The 18,103-nt window shown below is 72.3% G+C and carries 12 protein-coding genes; 6 read left to right on the top strand and 6 right to left on the bottom strand.

Annotated elements, in window-relative coordinates:
• Window position 1: 1 nt before the first annotated feature.
• Window positions 2-619 carry a GNAT family N-acetyltransferase gene (locus ACIQE0_RS32280; protein WP_402338780.1) on the bottom strand — a complete coding sequence of 206 codons (618 nt, stop codon included), beginning with the start codon at window positions 617-619 and terminating at the stop codon, window positions 2-4.
• Between the two features lie 288 nt (window positions 620-907).
• Here ACIQE0_RS32280 and secA point away from each other — a divergent pair, with 288 nt between their 5' ends.
• Window positions 908-3,736: a preprotein translocase subunit SecA gene (secA, locus tag ACIQE0_RS32285; protein WP_366332558.1), complete on the top strand. Its 2,829-nt coding sequence runs from the start codon at window positions 908-910 to the stop codon at window positions 3,734-3,736.
• Between the two features lie 83 nt (window positions 3,737-3,819).
• Here secA and ACIQE0_RS32290 read toward each other — a convergent pair whose 3' ends face one another.
• Window positions 3,820-4,593 carry an Rv3235 family protein gene (locus ACIQE0_RS32290; RefSeq protein WP_402338781.1) on the bottom strand — a complete coding sequence of 258 codons (774 nt, stop codon included), beginning with the start codon at window positions 4,591-4,593 and terminating at the stop codon, window positions 3,820-3,822.
• A 278-nt stretch (window positions 4,594-4,871) separates the two neighbouring features.
• Here ACIQE0_RS32290 and ACIQE0_RS32295 point away from each other — a divergent pair, with 278 nt between their 5' ends.
• From ACIQE0_RS32295 to ACIQE0_RS32305, 3 genes are all read left to right on the top strand, one after another.
• Window positions 4,872-5,378, top strand: coding sequence for a DUF6912 family protein (locus ACIQE0_RS32295; RefSeq protein ID WP_366332562.1), 507 nt, complete (start codon window positions 4,872-4,874; stop codon window positions 5,376-5,378).
• A 104-nt stretch (window positions 5,379-5,482) separates the two neighbouring features.
• Window positions 5,483-6,160 (top strand): HAD family hydrolase, encoded by a 678-nt coding sequence (locus ACIQE0_RS32300; protein ID WP_366332564.1) that lies wholly within the window; start codon window positions 5,483-5,485, stop codon window positions 6,158-6,160.
• A gap of 451 nt (window positions 6,161-6,611) precedes the next feature.
• Window positions 6,612-11,567 carry an NAD-glutamate dehydrogenase gene (locus ACIQE0_RS32305; RefSeq protein WP_366332566.1) on the top strand — a complete coding sequence of 1,652 codons (4,956 nt, stop codon included), beginning with the start codon at window positions 6,612-6,614 and terminating at the stop codon, window positions 11,565-11,567.
• Between the two features lie 167 nt (window positions 11,568-11,734).
• Here the strand turns inward: ACIQE0_RS32305 and ACIQE0_RS32310 are convergent, their stop codons facing one another.
• Window positions 11,735-12,574 carry an ABC transporter ATP-binding protein gene (locus tag ACIQE0_RS32310; RefSeq protein ID WP_402338782.1) on the bottom strand — a complete coding sequence of 280 codons (840 nt, stop codon included), beginning with the start codon at window positions 12,572-12,574 and terminating at the stop codon, window positions 11,735-11,737.
• Window positions 12,531-13,478, bottom strand: a complete 948-nt coding sequence (locus ACIQE0_RS32315; RefSeq protein WP_366332570.1) for an ABC transporter permease — start codon at window positions 13,476-13,478, stop codon at window positions 12,531-12,533. Before ACIQE0_RS32315 ends, ACIQE0_RS32310 begins: the two co-directional genes overlap by 44 nt.
• A 159-nt stretch (window positions 13,479-13,637) precedes the next feature.
• On the opposite strand from ACIQE0_RS32315, the gene ACIQE0_RS32320 reads away from it, so the two are divergent.
• On the top strand, window positions 13,638-14,273 hold the full coding sequence (locus tag ACIQE0_RS32320; protein WP_366332572.1) for a TetR/AcrR family transcriptional regulator: 636 nt from the start codon (window positions 13,638-13,640) through the stop codon (window positions 14,271-14,273).
• A 164-nt stretch (window positions 14,274-14,437) separates the two neighbouring features.
• Entirely contained in the window at window positions 14,438-16,651 is a 2,214-nt protein-coding gene (locus tag ACIQE0_RS32325; RefSeq protein ID WP_366332575.1) for a PIG-L family deacetylase, read from the top strand.
• Here ACIQE0_RS32325 and ACIQE0_RS32330 read toward each other — a convergent pair.
• On the bottom strand, window positions 16,612-17,058 hold the full coding sequence (locus ACIQE0_RS32330) for a GtrA family protein (RefSeq protein ID WP_366332577.1): 447 nt from the start codon (window positions 17,056-17,058) through the stop codon (window positions 16,612-16,614). The two genes, ACIQE0_RS32325 and ACIQE0_RS32330, sit on opposite strands and share 40 nt — an antisense overlap.
• Complete coding sequence (locus ACIQE0_RS32335) at window positions 17,058-18,044, bottom strand: glycosyltransferase family 2 protein (protein ID WP_366332579.1); 987 nt, start codon at window positions 18,042-18,044, stop codon at window positions 17,058-17,060. The genes ACIQE0_RS32330 and ACIQE0_RS32335 overlap by 1 nt, the downstream gene beginning before the upstream one ends.
• Window positions 18,045-18,103: the final 59 nt, after the last annotated feature.

Consider the following 18,103-nt stretch of genomic DNA (forward strand, 5'->3'; position numbering starts at 1 on the left):
GTCAGCGGGGGTACGGGAGATACGGCGTCGGGTCCTGGGCGTGGTCGGCGGCGGAGTCGGCGGGCTCCGGGAGCAGGTCGGAGGGGAGCAGCGAGCCGATCCACAGGTCCCGGCGGATGCCGCCGCGCACCAGCTTGGCGCGCAGGGTGCCCTCCCGTTGGAAGCCGACGGAGCGGGCGACCGCCCAGGAGCCGTGGTTGCCTGCCTCGGCGAGCCACTCCAGGCGCTCCACGCCCAGGTCACGGAAGGCCCAATGCGTCACCGTACGGGCCGCCTCCGCGGTGTATCCCCTGCCGCGGTGCTCCTTGGCCGTCCAGTAGCCGAGCTCCGCCTGCCGCTCCGGGGTGCGCAGCAGGGCGATCCGCACCAGGCCCATGGAGCCGACGAGGATCCCGTCGTCCCGGGTGACCACGGCGAAGGTGTAGGAGGTGTCGTCCCGCCAGCCCTCGGGGGCGACGGTGCCGACGTACCGTTCCGCGTCGCCGCGGGTGTACGGCGTGGGGACGCTGGTCCAGCGGGGGATGTCGGGATCCTGGCAGGCCGTGTGGACCGCGGGCGCGTCGGAGGGCTCGAAGGGGCGCAGCAGGAGGCGGTCGGTGGTCAGGGTGACGGGTTTCATGCGGTGAGTCTGCTGGGCCGAGAGGTGCGGGGCGAGCGGTTTCCGGGGCGCTGCGGGAGGCCGGGGCCCGGGGGCGTGCGCGGCGGCCGGGCGGAAAGATTTCCGGCACCTTCTCGCGGGCTCGTGCGTTGACGTGGCGAGGGGTCGGCGGGCTCGGTTGCGGCGGACCTCCCAGCCGGACAGCGTCCTCCTTTACGATGGCCGTTGCGGCGGGGCCTGCCCCCTTGGAAACATGCCGCGCCCGCGCACTCGACCGTGCAGGCCCGACCGGCAAGGAGACCAGCCCTAGTGTCCGTCTTGACGAAGATCATGCGTGCAGGCGAAGGAAAGATCCTGCGCAAGCTGCACCGCATCGCGGGCCAGGTCAACTCCATCGAGGAGGACTTCGCGGCCCTCTCCGACGCCGAGCTGCGGGCGCTCACCGATGAGTACAAGCAGCGCTTCGCCGACGGTGAGACCCTCGACGACCTGCTGCCCGAGGCGTTCGCCACGGTCCGCGAGGCCGCCAAGCGGGTGCTCGGCCAGCGGCACTACGACGTCCAGCTCATGGGTGGCGCGGCCCTGCACCTCGGCTACGTGGCGGAGATGAAGACCGGTGAGGGCAAGACCCTGGTCGGTACCCTCCCGGCGTATCTGAACGCGCTGTCCGGCAAGGGCGTCCACCTCATCACGGTCAACGACTACCTGGCCGAGCGCGACTCCGAACTGATGGGCCGGGTCCACAAGTTCCTGGGCCTGACCGTCGGCTGCATCCTGGCCGACATGACGCCGGCCCAGCGCCGCGAGCAGTACGGCTGCGACATCACCTACGGCACCAACAACGAGTTCGGCTTCGACTACCTGCGCGACAACATGGCGTGGTCGCAGGACGAACTGGTCCAGCGGGGCCACAACTTCGCGATCGTCGACGAGGTCGACTCGATCCTGGTGGACGAGGCCCGTACGCCGCTGATCATCTCGGGTCCGGCGGACTCGGCCACCAAGTGGTACGGCGACTTCGCCAAGTTGGTGCAGCGTCTGAAGCGGGGCGAGCCGGCCAACCCGCAGCGCGGTGTCGAGGAGAGCGGCGACTACGACGTCGACGAGAAGAAGCGCACCGTCGGCATCCACGAGTCCGGTGTCGGCAAGGTCGAGGACTGGCTGGGCATCGACAACCTCTACGAGTCGGTCAACACGCCGCTGGTCGGGTACCTCAACAACGCGATCAAGGCCAAGGAGCTGTTCAAGCTCGACAAGGACTACGTCGTCATCGACGGCGAGGTCATGATCGTCGACGAGCACACCGGCCGTATCCTCGCCGGCCGCCGCTACAACGAGGGCATGCACCAGGCCATCGAGGCCAAGGAGGGGGTGGAGATCAAGGACGAGAACCAGACGCTCGCCACGATCACCCTCCAGAACTTCTTCCGCCTCTACGGCAAGCTCTCCGGCATGACCGGTACGGCCATGACCGAGGCCGCGGAGTTCCACCAGATCTACAAGCTCGGCGTCGTCCCGATCCCGACGAACCGCCCGATGGTCCGCAAGGACCAGGCGGACCTGATCTACCGCACCGAGCCCGCGAAGTTCGACGCGGTCGTCGAGGACATCGCGGAGAAGCACGAGAAGGGCCAGCCGATCCTGGTCGGCACCACCTCGGTCGAGAAGTCCGAGTACCTCTCGCAGCAGCTCAGGAAGCGCGGCATCGCCCACGAGGTGCTCAACGCCAAGCAGCACGACCGGGAGGCGACGATCGTCGCCCAGGCGGGCCGCAAGGGCGCGGTGACGGTCGCCACCAACATGGCCGGCCGCGGTACGGACATCAAGCTCGGCGGCAACCCCGACGACCTCGCCGAGACCGAGCTGCGCCAGGCGGGGCTGGACCCGGTGGAGCACGTCGAGGAGTGGGCGGCCGCGCTGCCCACCGCCCTGGAGCGCGCCGAGGCGGCCGTCAAGGCGGAGTTCGAAGAGGTCAAGGAGCTCGGCGGGCTCTACGTCCTGGGCACCGAGCGGCACGAGTCGCGCCGGATCGACAACCAGCTGCGCGGTCGTTCCGGCCGTCAGGGCGACCCGGGCGAGTCGCGGTTCTACCTCTCCCTGGGCGACGATCTGATGCGGCTGTTCAAGGCCCAGATGGTCGAGCGGGTCATGGCGATGGCCAACGTGCCCGACGACGTGCCGATCGAGAACAAGATGGTGACGCGGGCGATCGCCTCCGCCCAGTCGCAGGTCGAGCAGCAGAACTTCGAGACCCGCAAGAACGTCCTGAAGTACGACGAGGTCCTCAACCGCCAGCGCGAGGTCATCTACGGCGAGCGGCGCCGCGTCCTGGAGGGCGAGGACCTCCAGGACCAGGTCAAGCACTTCATGGAAGACACCATCGACGCCTACATCCAGGCGGAGACCGTCGAGGGCTTCGCCGAGGAGTGGGACCTGGACCGCCTGTGGGGCGCGTTCAAGCAGCTCTACCCGGTCAAGGCGGGCATCGAGGAGCTGGAGGAGGAGGCCGGCGACCGTGCGGGCCTGACCTCCGAGTTCATCGCCGACGCCATCAAGGACGACATCCACGAGCAGTACGCGGCCCGCGAGGAGCAGCTCGGCTCGGAGATCATGCGGGAGCTGGAGCGGCGCGTGGTGCTGTCCGTCCTGGACCGCAAGTGGCGTGAGCACCTCTACGAGATGGACTACCTCCAGGAGGGCATCGGCCTGCGGGCGATGGCCCAGAAGGACCCGCTGGTGGAGTACCAGCGCGAGGGCTTCGACATGTTCACCGCGATGATGGAGGGCATCAAGGAGGAGTCCGTCGGCTACCTGTTCAACCTGGAGGTCCAGGTGGAGCAGCAGGTCGAGGAGGTCCCGGTGGCGGAGTCCGCCGAGCATGCCCAGTCGGAGCAGGGCGGCGAGGAGGCCGTCCCGGCGGCGGCCGGCGCGGGGCGCCCGGAGATCCACGCCAAGGGCCTGGAGGCGCCGCAGCGTCCCGACCGGCTGCACTTCACCGCGCCGAAGGTCGACGGTGACGGGAGCGTCGTCGAGGGCGACTTCGTCAGCGACGGGCCGGCCCGCTCGGAGGCCGACGGGCTGACCCGCGCGGAGCGCCGCAAGGCGCAGAAGAGCGCGGGGCGGCGCCGCAAGAAGTAGGCGGTCGCTCCCAGGCGGAGAGTGATGCGAGGGCGCCTTGGCCATACCGGCCGGGGCGCCCTTCGCGCTGTCCGGGCCGGGCCCTACGGGAGGGGCCCGATGTCGAGGGCGGCGCAGCGCCAGCGGGCGTCGGCGCCCCGCTCCAGGCGGAACGCCAGGGCGCGCAGGCGGGCGCCGGTGGTGATCCGGGCGAACGCCTCGATGATCCCTTCGCCGGGGCGGCACAGGCCGCAGGCGTGCAGGGCCGGGACGGGGGCACGCAGGCCCGGGGCGACATAGGGGCGCAGCGGGGACAGCGGGGCGAGTTCGGCGAGCCGGTCGTAGGCGGCGGGGAGGGTGTGGCCGAGGAGGGCGTGGACGGGGCGCTGGCCGCTCAGGGTGAGCAGGAGCTGGTGGGCGAACCAGAAGTGGGGCCGGTTCTCGTGGGCGCGGCGCTGGGCGCCGGGGGTGGGGAGCGGGGCCGGGGCCGGGGCGGTGCCGCCGGGGTGGGCGGGGCGGCGCTCTGTGGTGGTGCGGGCGAGGTACGGGGTGCGGGTGGGGCCGCGGTTGCCGGAGGCGCCGGGGCCGCGGCCCGCGGGTCCGTTGGGGCGGCGGCTGCCGCGGCGGCCCGGGGAGGCGGTGCGCCGCGGGGCGGCGGGTCCGGGCCCGGGCGGGGTGGCGGTGCCGGGGTCGGCCGGGGCGTCGGGGGAGCGGCGGGGCCGGGGGACGGTCGGGGCGGCCGTCGGGCCGTCGGCGGCGGGGGCGGCCGGTGTCGGGCTGCCGGGGTGCGGGCGTGGGGGCGCTGCGGCGGCCGGGGTTCGGCGGTCGTGCGCCGTGGCGCCGGTGGGCGCGGTGTGCTCGCGGGTGGTGTCGGTCATCGCGGTGCCCCCTCATGCCGGACCCGGGGTGATTACCGGGCGGTAGCTTGTGGTGGGGATCCTGGCGGCCGGTGTCGGCGGCGGCAAGGCGCGCGGCCGGCGACGACGGGGCCGCCGAAATTCACCCGTCCGTGGCACGGGCCCGGAATCGCGGGGCGGGGCCGGGGTGGCGTCGGGTCCGCAGCCGGGCGGTTCGGGGCGGGCGCGGGCGGCACGAAGGGGGACGCGCGGCCGTATGCTGGCGGGGCATTGTTCTGGATCTAGCGAGAGCGGCTGTTATGCGCGTCTACGTCCCCCTGACACTTTCCGGGCTCGCTGCGGTGCACGAGAGCGGTGAGCTGGGGGCCGGCCCGCTGCTCGCGTACGCCGTCACGCCCGCGCTGCGGGAGTGGTACGTCTCGGACGACATCGAGGAACTGGAGTACGCGGCGCTGAACCGCGCGGCACAGGCCTCGCTGCGGCTGCTGGCCGGGCATCCGGAGGTGCCCCGGCGGCGCGTCGTGGTGGCGGTGGACGTGCCGGAGCGGAGCGCGGCGGTGGACCCGGACCGCGGCCTGGACCAGTCCGCGCTGGGCGAGGTGCGGCTGGCCGGACCGGTGCCGCTGGCGAAGGCCGCGGCGGTGCACGTGGACTCCGCGGACGCCGAGGAGGACGTGGCGGCGGCCGCGGCGGCGCTGGGCGCGGCCGACCTCGGCGACGACGACGCGCAGTTCACCGTCGACGGTGCCGAGGACCACGACCTGATGTGGTTCGGGGTGCAGGAGATCCCGCAGTTGCTGGGGTGACGCCCGGCGCGGTGGGCGCACGCCCCGCCCCGGCGTCGTTGTCAGCGGCGCCGGGTACGGTTTTTCTCATGGCCATCGCATGTGGGGGAAGGACCGGGGACAGTATGAGGAAGCCCGCCGCGCACATCGTGTGGGACTGGAACGGCACCCTGTTCCACGACATCGACGCCGTGATCGCGGCCACCAACTCCGCCTTCGCGGAGATCGGCCTGGAGCCGATCACGCTGGAGCGCTACCGCGAGCTGTACTGCGTGCCGGTGCCGCGGTTCTACGAGCGGCTGATGGGTCGGCTGCCGACCGAGGCCGAGTGGCTGGTGATGGACGCGGCCTTCCAGCGGCACTACACCGCGCACCGGGTGGGATGCGGGCTGGCCGACGGCGCGGAGACGCTGCTGGAGTCCTGGCAGGCGGCCGGGCGGAGCCAGTCGATCCTCAGCCTGTTCGGCCACGACGAGCTGATACCCCTGGTCAGCGGCCTGGGCATCGCGCCGCGCTTCGTGCGGGTCGAGGGCCGCACGGGACCGTCCGGAGGGTCCAAGAGCGCGCACATGGTGCGCCATCTGGCGGGCCTGGAAAGCGTCGACCCGGGGCGGACGGTGGTGATCGGCGACGCCGTCGACGACGCGGTCGCGGCGCGGGACGCCGGTGCCCATGCGGTGCTCTACACCGGCGGGTCGCACAGCCGGCGCAGCCTGGCGGTCACCGGGGCGCCGGTGGTGGACAGCCTCGCCGAGGCCGTGCAGGTCGCCGAGGAGCTCGCCGGCTCGCGGCCGTCCCGCTAGGCCCCCGAGCTCACGCGTCCCCCCATCGGGCGTCCGGTGCGCAGGTTCGCCGTACCGGCTCCCGTAGGGGGCCTACGCATACGGCACCCCGGCGACGCGTTGTCCAGAAGGTCTAAGTTAGAGGTGTGGATTTACGTGCACGGCGCATAACCGGGCACTTGCCGGGAGCGATAGCCTTGCATCGTGATCAGCGCGATAGTCCGCGGGGGTGGCAAGGCCCCCGCTGTGCGCCCGGGACACCACCGTGACCGGGCGACCGCTGACCGTTGCGGCCGCCATTCCATGTCGACTTCATCAAAACTCGTCGACGACGGCACGGCCTTTCCCCATCGCGGCATAGCGTCGACAGCGACAGGACACCCCGCGTCGCGGTGGCGTTGTGCGGCTTTTGCAGCCTTTTCCACGTTTTTCCACAACGTCACGCAACGGCGCGCGACAGGAGCCAGAGGACATGCAGACCAAGCTGGACGAAGCCAAGAACGAGCTGCTTGCGAGGGCCGCCCGGGTAGGTGAGAGCAGCCCGGCCGGGGGCACCCCGGTCCGCTCCTTGGACCCGGACACCCTCGCTGGATACCTCCAGCGCTACTACCTGCACACCGCCCCCGAGGACCTCGCCGACCGCGACCCGGTCGACGTCTTCGGCGCCGCGCTCTCCCACTACCGCCTCGCCGAGCACCGCCCCCAGGGCACCGCGAACGTGCGGGTGCACACCCCGACCGTCGAGGAGAACGGCTGGACGTGCAGCCACTCCGTCGTCGAGGTGGTCACCGACGACATGCCGTTCCTGGTCGACTCGGTCACCAACGAGCTCTCGCGGCAGGGGCGCGGCATCCATGTCGTGATCCACCCGCAGGTGATCGTCCGCCGGGACGTCACCGGCAAGCTGATCGAGATCCTCGACAGCAACGGCGACGCCCGCGGCAAGAGCCGCGGCAAGGCCGCCGAGCAGCCGCACGACGCGGTCACCGAGTCCTGGATCCACGTCGAGATCGACCGGGAGACCGACAAGGACGACCTCAAGCAGATCACCGCGGATCTGCTGCGGGTGCTCTCCGACGTCCGCGAGGCCGTCGAGGACTGGGACAAGATGCGCTCCGCCGCGCTGCGGATCTCCGAGGAGCTGCCCGGCGAGCCGATCGCCGACGACATCCGCGAGCAGGAGGTCGAGGAGGCCCGCGAGCTGCTGCGCTGGCTCGCCGAGGAGCACTTCACCTTCCTCGGCTACCGCGAGTACGAGCTGGCCTCCGCGCCCGGTGACGACGGCGCCGAGGAGGACGTCCTGTCCGCCGTGCCCGGCACCGGCCTGGGCATTCTGCGCTCCGACCCGCAGCACCGGGACAGCGACGCCGGCCACCCGGTCTCGCCGTCCTTCAACCGGCTGCCCGCGGACGCCCGCGCCAAGGCCCGCGAGCACAAGCTGCTGATCCTCACCAAGGCCAACAGCCGCGCCACCGTGCACCGCCCCTCCTACCTCGACTACGTCGGGGTGAAGAAGTTCGACAAGGCGGGCAACGTCATCGGGGAGCGCCGCTTCCTGGGCCTGTTCTCCTCGGCGGCGTACACCGAGTCCGTCCGCCGGGTGCCGGTGATCCGCCGCAAGGTCGCCGAGGTCCTGGAGGGCGCCGGCTTCACCCCGAACAGCCACGACGGCCGCGACCTGCTCCAGATCCTGGAGACCTACCCGCGCGACGAGCTGTTCCAGACCCCGCCCGACCAGCTGCGGTCCATCGCCACCAGCGTGCTCTACCTCCAAGAGCGCCGCCGGCTGCGGCTCTACCTCCGCCAGGACGAGTACGGCCGCTACTACTCCGCCCTCGTCTACCTCCCGCGGGACCGCTACACCACCGGTGTGCGGCTGCGGCTGATCGACATCCTCAAGGAGGAACTGAGCGGCACCAGCGTCGACTTCACCGCCTGGAACACCGAGTCGGTCCTGTCCCGACTGCACTTCCTCATCCGCGTCGAACCGGGCACGCGGCTGCCCGAGCTCACCGACGCGGACGTGGACCGCATCGAGGCCCGGCTGGTGGAGGCCGCCCGCTCCTGGGCCGACGGCTTCGCCGAGGCGCTGACCGCCGAGGTCGGCGAGGAGCGCGCCGCCGAGCTGCTGCGCCGCTACGCCCACTCCTTCCCCGAGGGCTACAAGGCCGACAACAGCCCGCGCGCCGCGGTCGCCGACCTGACGCACCTGGAGAAGCTCACCGAGGAGCCCGGCCGGGACTTCTCGGTCAGCCTCTACGAGCCGGTCAACGCCGGCCCCGGTGAGCGCCGCTTCAAGATCTACCGCCGGGGCGAGCCGGTCTCGCTGTCGAAGGTGCTGCCGGGCCTGAACCGCCTGGGCGTCGAGGTCGTCGACGAGCGCCCGCACGAGCTGCGCCGCGCGGACGCCACCCTCGCCTGGATCTACGACTTCGGCCTGCGGATGCCCGAGCACGTCTCGGGCGACGACTCCCGCGAGCGCTTCCAGGACGCGTTCACCGCGGTGTGGACGGGTGCCGCCGAGAGCGACAACTTCAACAAGCTGGTGCTGCGCGCCGGTCTCGACTGGCGCCAGGCGATGGTGCTCCGCGCCTACGCCAAGTACCTGCGGCAGGCCGGCTCGACCTTCAGCCAGACGTACATGGAGGACACCCTCTCCAACAACGTCCACACCACCCGGCTGCTGGTCTCGCTGTTCGAGGCGCGGATGTCCCCGGAGCGGCAGCGCGCGGGCACCGAGCTGATCGACGGGCTGCTGGAGGAGCTGGACGGCGCCCTGGACCAGGTCGCCTCCCTGGACGAGGACCGCATCCTGCGCGCCTTCCTCACCGTCATCAAGGCGACCCTGCGCACCAACCACTATCAGAAGGACAGCGCGGGCAACCGGCACCGGTACCTGTCCATGAAGCTGGACCCGCAGGCCATCCCCGATCTGCCGGCGCCCCGCCCGGCGTTCGAGATCTGGGTGTACTCGCCCCGCGTCGAGGGCGTCCACCTGCGGTTCGGCAAGGTCGCGCGCGGTGGTCTGCGCTGGTCGGACCGGCGGGAGGACTTCCGCACCGAGATCCTCGGCCTGGTCAAGGCGCAGATGGTCAAGAACACCGTCATCGTGCCGGTCGGCGCCAAGGGCGGCTTCGTCGGCAAGCAGCTGCCGGACCCGGCGCAGGACCGGGACGCGTGGCTGGCCGAGGGCATCGCCTGCTACAAGACCTTCATCTCGGGTCTGCTGGACATCACCGACAACCTCGTCGGCGGCGAGGTCGTGCCCCCCAAGGACGTCGTCCGGCACGATGAGGACGACACCTACCTGGTGGTCGCCGCCGACAAGGGCACCGCGACCTTCTCCGACATCGCCAACGAGGTCGCCGAGTCCTACGGCTTCTGGCTGGGCGACGCGTTCGCCTCCGGCGGCAGCGCCGGCTACGACCACAAGGGCATGGGCATCACCGCCCGCGGCGCCTGGGAGTCGGTCAAGCGGCACTTCCGCGAGCTGGGCCACGACACCCAGAGCGAGGACTTCACCGTCGTCGGCGTCGGCGACATGTCCGGTGACGTGTTCGGCAACGGCATGCTGCTCAGCGAGCACATCCGGCTGGTGGCCGCCTTCGACCACCGGCACATCTTCCTCGACCCCAAGCCGGACGCGGCGACCTCGTACGCCGAGCGCCGCCGGCTGTTCGAGCTGCCGCGCTCCTCGTGGGCGGACTACAACACCGAACTGCTCTCGCAGGGCGGCGGGGTGCACCCGCGGTCGGCCAAGTCCATCCCGATCAACGCGCAGGTGCGGGCCGCCCTCGGCATCGAGCCCGGCGTGAAGAAGATGACGCCGGCCGAGCTGATGCAGACCATCCTCAAGGCCCCGGTCGACCTGCTGTGGAACGGCGGCATCGGCACCTACGTCAAGGCGTCGACGGAGTCGCAGGCCGACGTGGGCGACAAGTCCAACGACGCGATCCGGGTCAACGGCGAGGACCTGCGGGTCAAGGTGGTCGGCGAGGGCGGCAACCTCGGCCTGACCCAGCTGGGCCGGATCGAGTTCGCCGCGGCCGGCGGGAAGATCAACACCGACGCGATCGACAACAGCGCCGGTGTGGACACCTCCGACCACGAGGTCAACATCAAGATCCTGCTCAACTCCGTCGTCGCCGACGGCGACATGACGGTCAAGCAGCGCAACAAGCTGCTGGCGCAGATGACCGACGAGGTCGGCGCGCTGGTGCTGCGCAACAACTACGCGCAGAACACCGCGCTGGCGCTGGCCATCGCCCAGTCCTCCAGCATGCTCAACGCCCAGCAGCGCTTCATGCGCCGCCTGGTGCGCGACGGGCACCTGGACCGGGCGCTGGAGTTCCTGCCCAGCGACCGGCAGATCCGGGAGCGGCTGAACGCCGGGCGCGGTCTGACCCAGCCGGAGACCGCGGTCCTGCTCGCCTACACCAAGATCACGGTGGCCGACGCGCTGATCAAGACCGGGCTGCCGGACGACCCCTACCTCCAGCACCTGCTGCACGCCTACTTCCCGACCGCGCTGCGGGAGGACTTCGCCGGCCAGGTCGACGGGCACGCGCTGCGCCGCGAGATCGTCACCACGGTGCTGGTCAACGACACCGTCAACACCGGCGGGACGAGCTTCCTGCACCGGATGCGGGAGGAGACCGGCGCGTCGCTGGAGGAGGTCGTCCGGGCGCACACCGCGGCCCGCGCGATCTTCCGCCTCAACCAGGTCTGGGACGACGTCGAGGCGCTCGACAACGTCGTGGCGGCCGACGTCCAGACCCGGATCCGGCTGCACTCGCGCCGGCTGGTCGAGCGCGGCACCCGCTGGCTGCTCAACAACCGCCGCCAGCCGCTGGAGCTGTCCGGGACGATCGACTTCTTCTCGGAGCGGGTGGCGCAGGTCTGGGCCCAGCTGCCCAAGCTGCTCCAGGGCGGCGCCCTGGAGTGGCACCAGACGATCCTGGAGGAGCTGACCGACGCCGGGGTGCCCGAGCCGCTGGCCGTCCAGGTCGCCGGCTTCTCCTCGGTCTTCCCGGCGCTGGACATCGTCGCCATCGCCGACCGCACCGGCAAGGAGCCGCTGGCCGTCGCGGAGGTCTACTACGACCTCGGTGACCGGCTGCGGATCAACCAGCTGCTGGACCGCATCCTGGAGCTGCCGCGGAACGACCGCTGGCAGTCGATGGCCCGGGCCTCCATCCGCGAGGACCTCTTCGCCGCGCACGCCGCGCTCACCTCGGACGTGCTGTCGGTGGGCAACGGCTCCGCGACGCCGGAGGAGCGGTTCACGACGTGGGAGGAAGCCAACACGGCGATCCTGACGCGGGCGCGGGCCACGCTGGAGGAGATCCACGGATCCGAAGGGTTCGACCTGGCGAACCTCTCGGTGGCCATGCGGACGATGCGGACGCTGCTGCGCACGCACAGCTGACGCGGGGCGGGGCGGGCGCCGAGCGGCGTCCGCCCCCTGCCTCCACAAAGCGCCGGACGGGGCGAGGCCCGTCCGGCGCTTTGTGCGTCGGGGTGGGGGAGCGGGGCCCGTAACGGGCCGGGGTGCCGCGGCGCCCGTCCGCAGACGCCGGACGGGCGGGATGCCCGCTATGCCCCTGTGAACTCCTCGTACGCCGCGAGGACTTCGTCGGTGGGGCCGTCCATGCGCAGGACGCCCTTCTCCAGCCACAGCACCCGGTCGCAGGTGTCGCGGATGGAGTTGTTGTTGTGGCTGACGAGGAAGACCGTGCCGGCCTCCTCGCGCAGTTCGCGGATGCGGGCCTCGGAGCGCTTTTGGAACGTGCGGTCGCCGGTGGCCAGCGCCTCGTCGATCAGCAGCACGTCGTGGTCCTTGGCGGCCGCGATGGAGAACCGCAGCCGGGCCGCCATACCGGAGGAGTAGGTGCGCATCGGCAGCGAGATGAAGTCGCCCTTCTCGTTGATGCCGGAGAAGTCGACGATGCCGTCGTAGCGCTCGCGGACCTGCTCGCGGCTCATGCCCATCGCCAGGCCGCCGAGGAGGACGTTCTTCTCGCCCGTCAGGTCGTTCATCAGCGCCGCGTTGACGCCCAGCAGCGAGGGCTGGCCGTGGGTGTAGACCGTGCCGCGCTCGGCGGGCAGCAGCCCGGCGATGGCCTGGAGCAGGGTCGACTTGCCGGAGCCGTTGGAGCCGATCAGGCCGATCGACTCTCCCTTGTAGGCGGTGAAGGAGACGCCCTTGACGGCGTGCACCTCGCGCACGCCGGTGGCGGGGCCGCGGCGGATGATGCGGCCCAGCGCCGCGGTGGCGCTGCCCTTTCCGGCGCCGGTGCCGTAGACCCGGTAGACGATGTGCAGTTCGTCCGCGATCACGGTCGGGACCCGCTCCTGGGCCGCCTCCGTCGGCTGGACGCCGTCCCTGTGCTCAGCCACGTCCGTACCGCTCCTCGGCCTTCCAGAAGTACACATAGCCGGCGACCCCGGCGAGCAGCGCCCAGCCGGCCGCGAACGCCCAGACGTGCGGCGGGAGTTGGTGCTTGGTGAAGCTGTCGATCAGGGCGAAGCGCATCAGGTCGATGTAGACCGCGGCGGGGTTGCCGTTCAGCAGCACCACCACGATCTGCGGGAGGTGCTTGCCCTGGACGATGAGGTTGATGCTGAACATCACGCCGGACGCGTACATCCAGGTCCGCATGATGAAGGGCATCAGCTGCGCCAGGTCCGGGGTCCGCGCGCCGAGCCGCGCCATGACCATCGCCAGGCCGGTGTTGAACACGAACTGGAGCGTCAGCGCCGGGAGGACCAGCAGCCAGGACCCGGTCGGCACCTGCCCGAAGGCCAGCAGGATGACCACCAGCACGGCCATGGAGTACAGCAGTTGCTGGAGCTGCGCCAGGCAGAACGAGATCGGCAGGCAGGCGCGCGGGAAGTGCAGGGCGCGCACCAGGCCGAGGTTGCCGGAGATCGCCCGGGTGCCGGCCATCACCGAGTTCTGCAGGAAGGTGAAGACGAAGACGCCGGTGACCAGGTACGGGATGTAGTCCGGGACGCCTTTGCGGGTGCCGATCAGCACGCCGAAGATCAAGTAGTAGACGCCGGCGTTGAGCAGCGGGGTGATCACCTGCCACAGCTGGCCGAGCTTGGCGGTGGTGTACATCGCGGTGAGCTTGGCGGTGGCGAACGAGGTGATGAAGTGCCGCCGGTGCCACAGCTGGCGGGTGTACTCGAACAGCGAGGGGCGGGCGCCGCTCACCGTGAGCCCGTGGCGTTCGGCCAGGGCGCGCAGCTCCGGGTCGGGTGCGGTGCCGGAGCCGGGCGGCCCGGCGGGGGCCGGGGCCGGGGCGGGGGCCGGCGGAGCGAGGGTCTGGGGCATGGGGCCGCTTTCGCTTGCGTACGGGGACGTCGCCAGTCCGGTCACGGGGACGTCAGAGTCCGGCGCGACGATGGAACGGGTCCGTATCGTCGTGACGCCGACAGTAGAGCGGCCGCACGTCGAAACGCAACCGTAGCGTCGTGCCGCTAGGATCAAGGCATGGCAAAAGACGGCACCGAGAGTCAGTCAGGCCCGGCGGCGACCGGGGCGCGCCGGGCGCCGGCCGGCGCCGCCGTGCTGCGGGAGGACAAGACCGCCGCGATCCGAGCGGCGGTCTTCGAGGAACTGGCCGCGGTCGGCTTCGCCCGGATGTCCATCGAGGGCATCGCCCGGCGGGCCGGGGTCGGCAAGACCGCCGTCTACCGCCGCTGGCGCTCCAAGCTGCACCTGGTCCTGGACGTGGTGTCGGCGGTGGCCGCGGCGGGGCTGCCGGCCCCGGACACCGGATCGCTGCGCGGTGACGTCCGGATGCTGCTGGAGGTCGCCGCCCGGGCGCTGCGGCACCCGATGGCCTCGCAGATCATCCCGGACCTGCTGGCCGAGGCGGCGCGCAGCCCGGAGCTGGCCGCGGCGCTGAAGGCCGCACTGCACGGCAGTCAGGAGGGCGTCGCGGCGGCGATGGTGGCGCGGGCGGTGGAGCGCGGCGAGCTGCCCGCCGACGTGGACTCCGGACTGGCGCTGGACCTGCTGACCGGGCCGCTGTACTGGCGGCTGCTGGTGGTTCGCGACGAGGTGCCCGCCGGATACCTCGACGCGCTGGCGGGGTCGGTGACGGCGGCGCTGGGCGCGGAGTAGGCGCGGCGGGCCGACGTCCCCGCGGCGCCGCGCGGCTTCTGACGGGCGTTCACCCGGAAGGTTCCGCACGATCGCCCGGAAGTTCCGCAGCGTCCGGAGAAAAGACGAGTGAACGGGGGCATTTCGGTCGCGCGGGATGGGCGCCGCCCGCAAATACTGGGGACGTGCCCCGGTCCGGACCGTCGGGTCCGTCGCTGTCCCGCCGCCGGCTGCTGCAGACCGCCGGCGGTGTCCTTCTCGCGGGCACCGCGGGCACCGGGGTGTGGGCCTGGCTCTCCCCGGACGGCACCCGCCCGCCCCCGCCGGCCCGTGAGCAGGAGTCCGCCGAGGTGCCGGCCGAGCAGGTGTTCCTGCATGTCATCGCGCACCCCGACGACGGGCTGTTCTTCATGAACCCGGGGCTGGAGCAGGCCATCCGCAGCGGTGCGCGGACCGTCACGGTCTGCCTGACCGGCGGCGAGTCCGACGGCCGCAACGCCCTGGGCCACACCGCCCTGCACGACCGCGTGGTGGCCGACCGGCCGGCGTTCGCCCGGGCCCGGGTCAACGGGCTGCTCGCCGCGCACGCCCAGATGGCCACCGGCGACCGGGAGAGCGTCTGGGACGCCCAGGCGCGCAGCCTGCTCCCCGGCTTCCAGGTGGAGGTGCAGACCCTGCGCGCCGCCCCGCAGCACCAGTTGGTCTTCCTGGAGCTGGTCGAGGCGCGCGCGGTCTACCAGCCGCGCGCCACCAGCCTGCGCGGCCTCTGGCTCGGGGTGATCGACGCGCTGCCCACGCTGCGCCCCGAAGGCACCCCCGTCCGGCGGCAGTTCCGCTACACCCGCGACCAGGTCACCGACACCCTGGCGGCGGTCCTCGACTGGGTCCGGCCCACCGTCGTCCGCACCCTGGACCCCAACGCGGTGCACTCCGACAAGAAGCCGCTGCCCGCCCCCGACCCCCGGCTGGCCGGCCTGCGCTACTTCGACCACCAGGACCACACCGCCTCCGCCCACTTCACCCAGGCGGCACTGGCCCGCTACTGGGGCCGCGCCCGCCCCGCCCCCACCGTCGTGGAGAACTACCTCGGCTACGAACTCGGCGTGCTGCCGGGCGACCTGGACCGCTCCACCGTCCGCCACAAGGCCGCGACGCTGGACGTCTACGGCTGGGCCGACCACCGCCACTGCGCCGACCCGGCCGGCTGCGGCGACCGCAAGGTCGGCGGCACCGCCCTGAACGGCAGCCCGCGCAGCTGGACCCGCAGCACCCGGCTGCGCGCCCCCGGCTCCAACGCCTGGCTGCGGCCGGCCCGGGACGGGCGGCTGACCGCCTTCGCGGTGCTGTCCGGCGCCGCGTACTGCTGGGCCGAGACCCGGCCCGGCAGCGGCCGGTTCGGCGCCCCGGTCCGGGTCGGCGGGGACCTGCTCCAGGGCCAGCTGCACGTGGTGCGCCACCCGGACGGCACCCTGCAGCTGTTCGCCTCCCGGACGGTCCTGCCGGGGCCCGGCACCGCGCACCGCCGCGAACTGGTCACCGCGCGGCAGGACGGCACCGGCCGGGGCGGGGTGCCCGCCTTCGGGCCGTGGGAGTCGCTGGGCTCCCCGGACCCGGAGCCGGTCCGGTCGCTGGAGATCGGCTTCCCGGCCGCGGTGGCCGCCCCGGACGGCACCGTGCACCTCTTCGTACGGACCTGGGACGGCGGGATCGGCCACCGCAGCGGGCCGCACGGCGGGCAGTGGTCGGACTGGGACCGGCTGGAGGGCCCGGCCGGCATCGGCACCCTCAGGGCGTCGCCGCAGATCGTGGACGGGATCGACGCCTGTGTGGACTCCGACGGTCTGGTCCACCTGGTCGCGCCCACCGTCCGGTCGGTGCAGCACTGGGTGTCCAAGGAGCCGGGGGCCGCGCCCCGGCCGGGCGCGATCACCGGGCTGCCGGAGCCGGGCGGGCCGGTCAGCATCGTCCCGCTGGCCGGGGGCCTGGTGCGGATCGCCTACCGGCGGTCGGAGTCCGCGCGGGTGCTGATCGCCGAGCGGCAGCGGCCGCTCGGCAACTGGCGGGTGGCCGGGCAATGCGAACGGGCCGGCGGCTACGGGCGGGTGGCGCTGGCGCCGGCCGGTCGCGGCGACCGGATGGTACTGGCCGCCCGGGACGACGCGGGCGACATCCGGGTGGCGATGGCGCAGGCCGCGCCCAAGCCCTGGCAGCGCTGCAGACTGCCGCACTCGGCGGCGGCCGGGGTGGCGCACGACGTGGCCGGGCGGGCGGTGCTGGTCGCGCTCGGCAACGACGGCCGGCTGTACGCGGCCCGGCAGCGCAAGGCCGGGCAGACCGCGCCGTTCCAGGGGTGGCGGGGTCAGGCCGGCCCGCCGGAGCGCACCGGCGGCTCGGGCTGACCGGCGGCGTCGCGCCGGCGGGCCGGCGGCCGCAGGATCCGCCGGGAGACCACGAAGGTGACCGGCAGCGCCAGCAGCGCCGCGGCCAGCGGCGCCGCCGTGCTGCTCACCCCCAGCCAGCTCACCAGCGCCACCAGACCGGCGCTCTGCACCGCGTAGTTGGTGACCTGGGTCAGCGGGAAGAGCAGGAACTTCTTCCAGGTGGGGCGGGTGCGGTAGGTGAAGTAGGTGTTCAGGAAGAAGGAGCCGACCAGGCTGAGGGTGAACGCCGCGGTGTACGCCGCGAAGTACGGCAGCAGCCGGTGCAGCGGCAGGTAACAGGCGTAGAACGTCGCGGTGTTGACGCCGCCGACCACCGTGAACCGGACCACCTGGCCCCAGGGCACCGCCGCGAACGGACCGCGCATCAGCGCGACCGCGGGCCGACGGCGGTGGTCCCCGGGGGCGCCGGCGCGGGCGCCGGGTGGGGCGCGGCGCCGTCGCTCTCCTTGACCAGGAAGTGCGGCCGCCGCTTGGTCTCGTAGTAGATCCGCCCGATGTACTCGCCGATCAGCCCGAGCATCACCATCTGGAGCCCGCCCAGTCCGACGATGATGGCCACCAGCGTCACATAGCCGGGCGCGGTGACCCCGCCGGCGACGGCCGCGCCGATGACCCACAGGGCGTAGAGGACGGCCAGCAGCGCCAGGCTCAGCCCGGCGTAGATGGCGGCGCGCAGCGGGCGGCAGTTGAACGAGATCATGCCGTCGATGCCGTAGTTGACCAGGGAGCCCAGGCGCCATTTGGTCTCGCCGGCCTCCCGGGCGGCGTTGCGGTAGTCGAAGCTGACGGTGTCGAAGCCGATCCAGGAGAACAGCCCCTTGGAGAAGCGGTTGTACTCGGGCAGCGCGAGCAGCGCGTCCACCGCCTTGCGGGACAGCAGCCGGAAGTCGCCCGCGCCGTCGACCAGTTCGACGTCGATCCAGGTGTTGACGGCGCGGTAGTACAGGCGGCTGAGCGCGGTGCGCAGCCGCCGGTCGCCGTCCCGGCTGCGCCGGGCGATGACCTGGTCGTGGCCGAGCTGGTAGAGGTCGAGCATCCGCTCGATCAGCTCCGGCGGGTGCTGGAGGTCGGCGTCCATGAGGATCACCGCGTCGCCGGTGGCCGCCTTCAGGCCGGCCAGCATCGCCGGCTCCTTGCCGAAGTTGCGGCTGAACGAGAGGTACCGGGTGGTGTCGCGGTGCTGGTGGGCGAGGGTGCGCAGCCGGGGCAGGGTCCCGTCGAGGCTGCCGTCGTCCACGTACCACAGCTCGTACTCGACGGCGAGGCCGCCCAGCACCGCGCGCAGTGCCGCGTCGAATCGGCCTATCACGGCCTCTTCGTTGTAGCAGGGGACGACGATGGAGAGCTTCATGGGCGGGCCTTTCCGCCGGCGGCGGGGGACGGCTGGGCGGCCGTCCCCTGAAGGGCAGT

Origin of the sequence: Streptomyces sp. NPDC093097, assembly GCF_044754325.1 — a bacterium.
Lineage (GTDB): Bacteria > Actinomycetota > Actinomycetes > Streptomycetales > Streptomycetaceae > Streptomyces.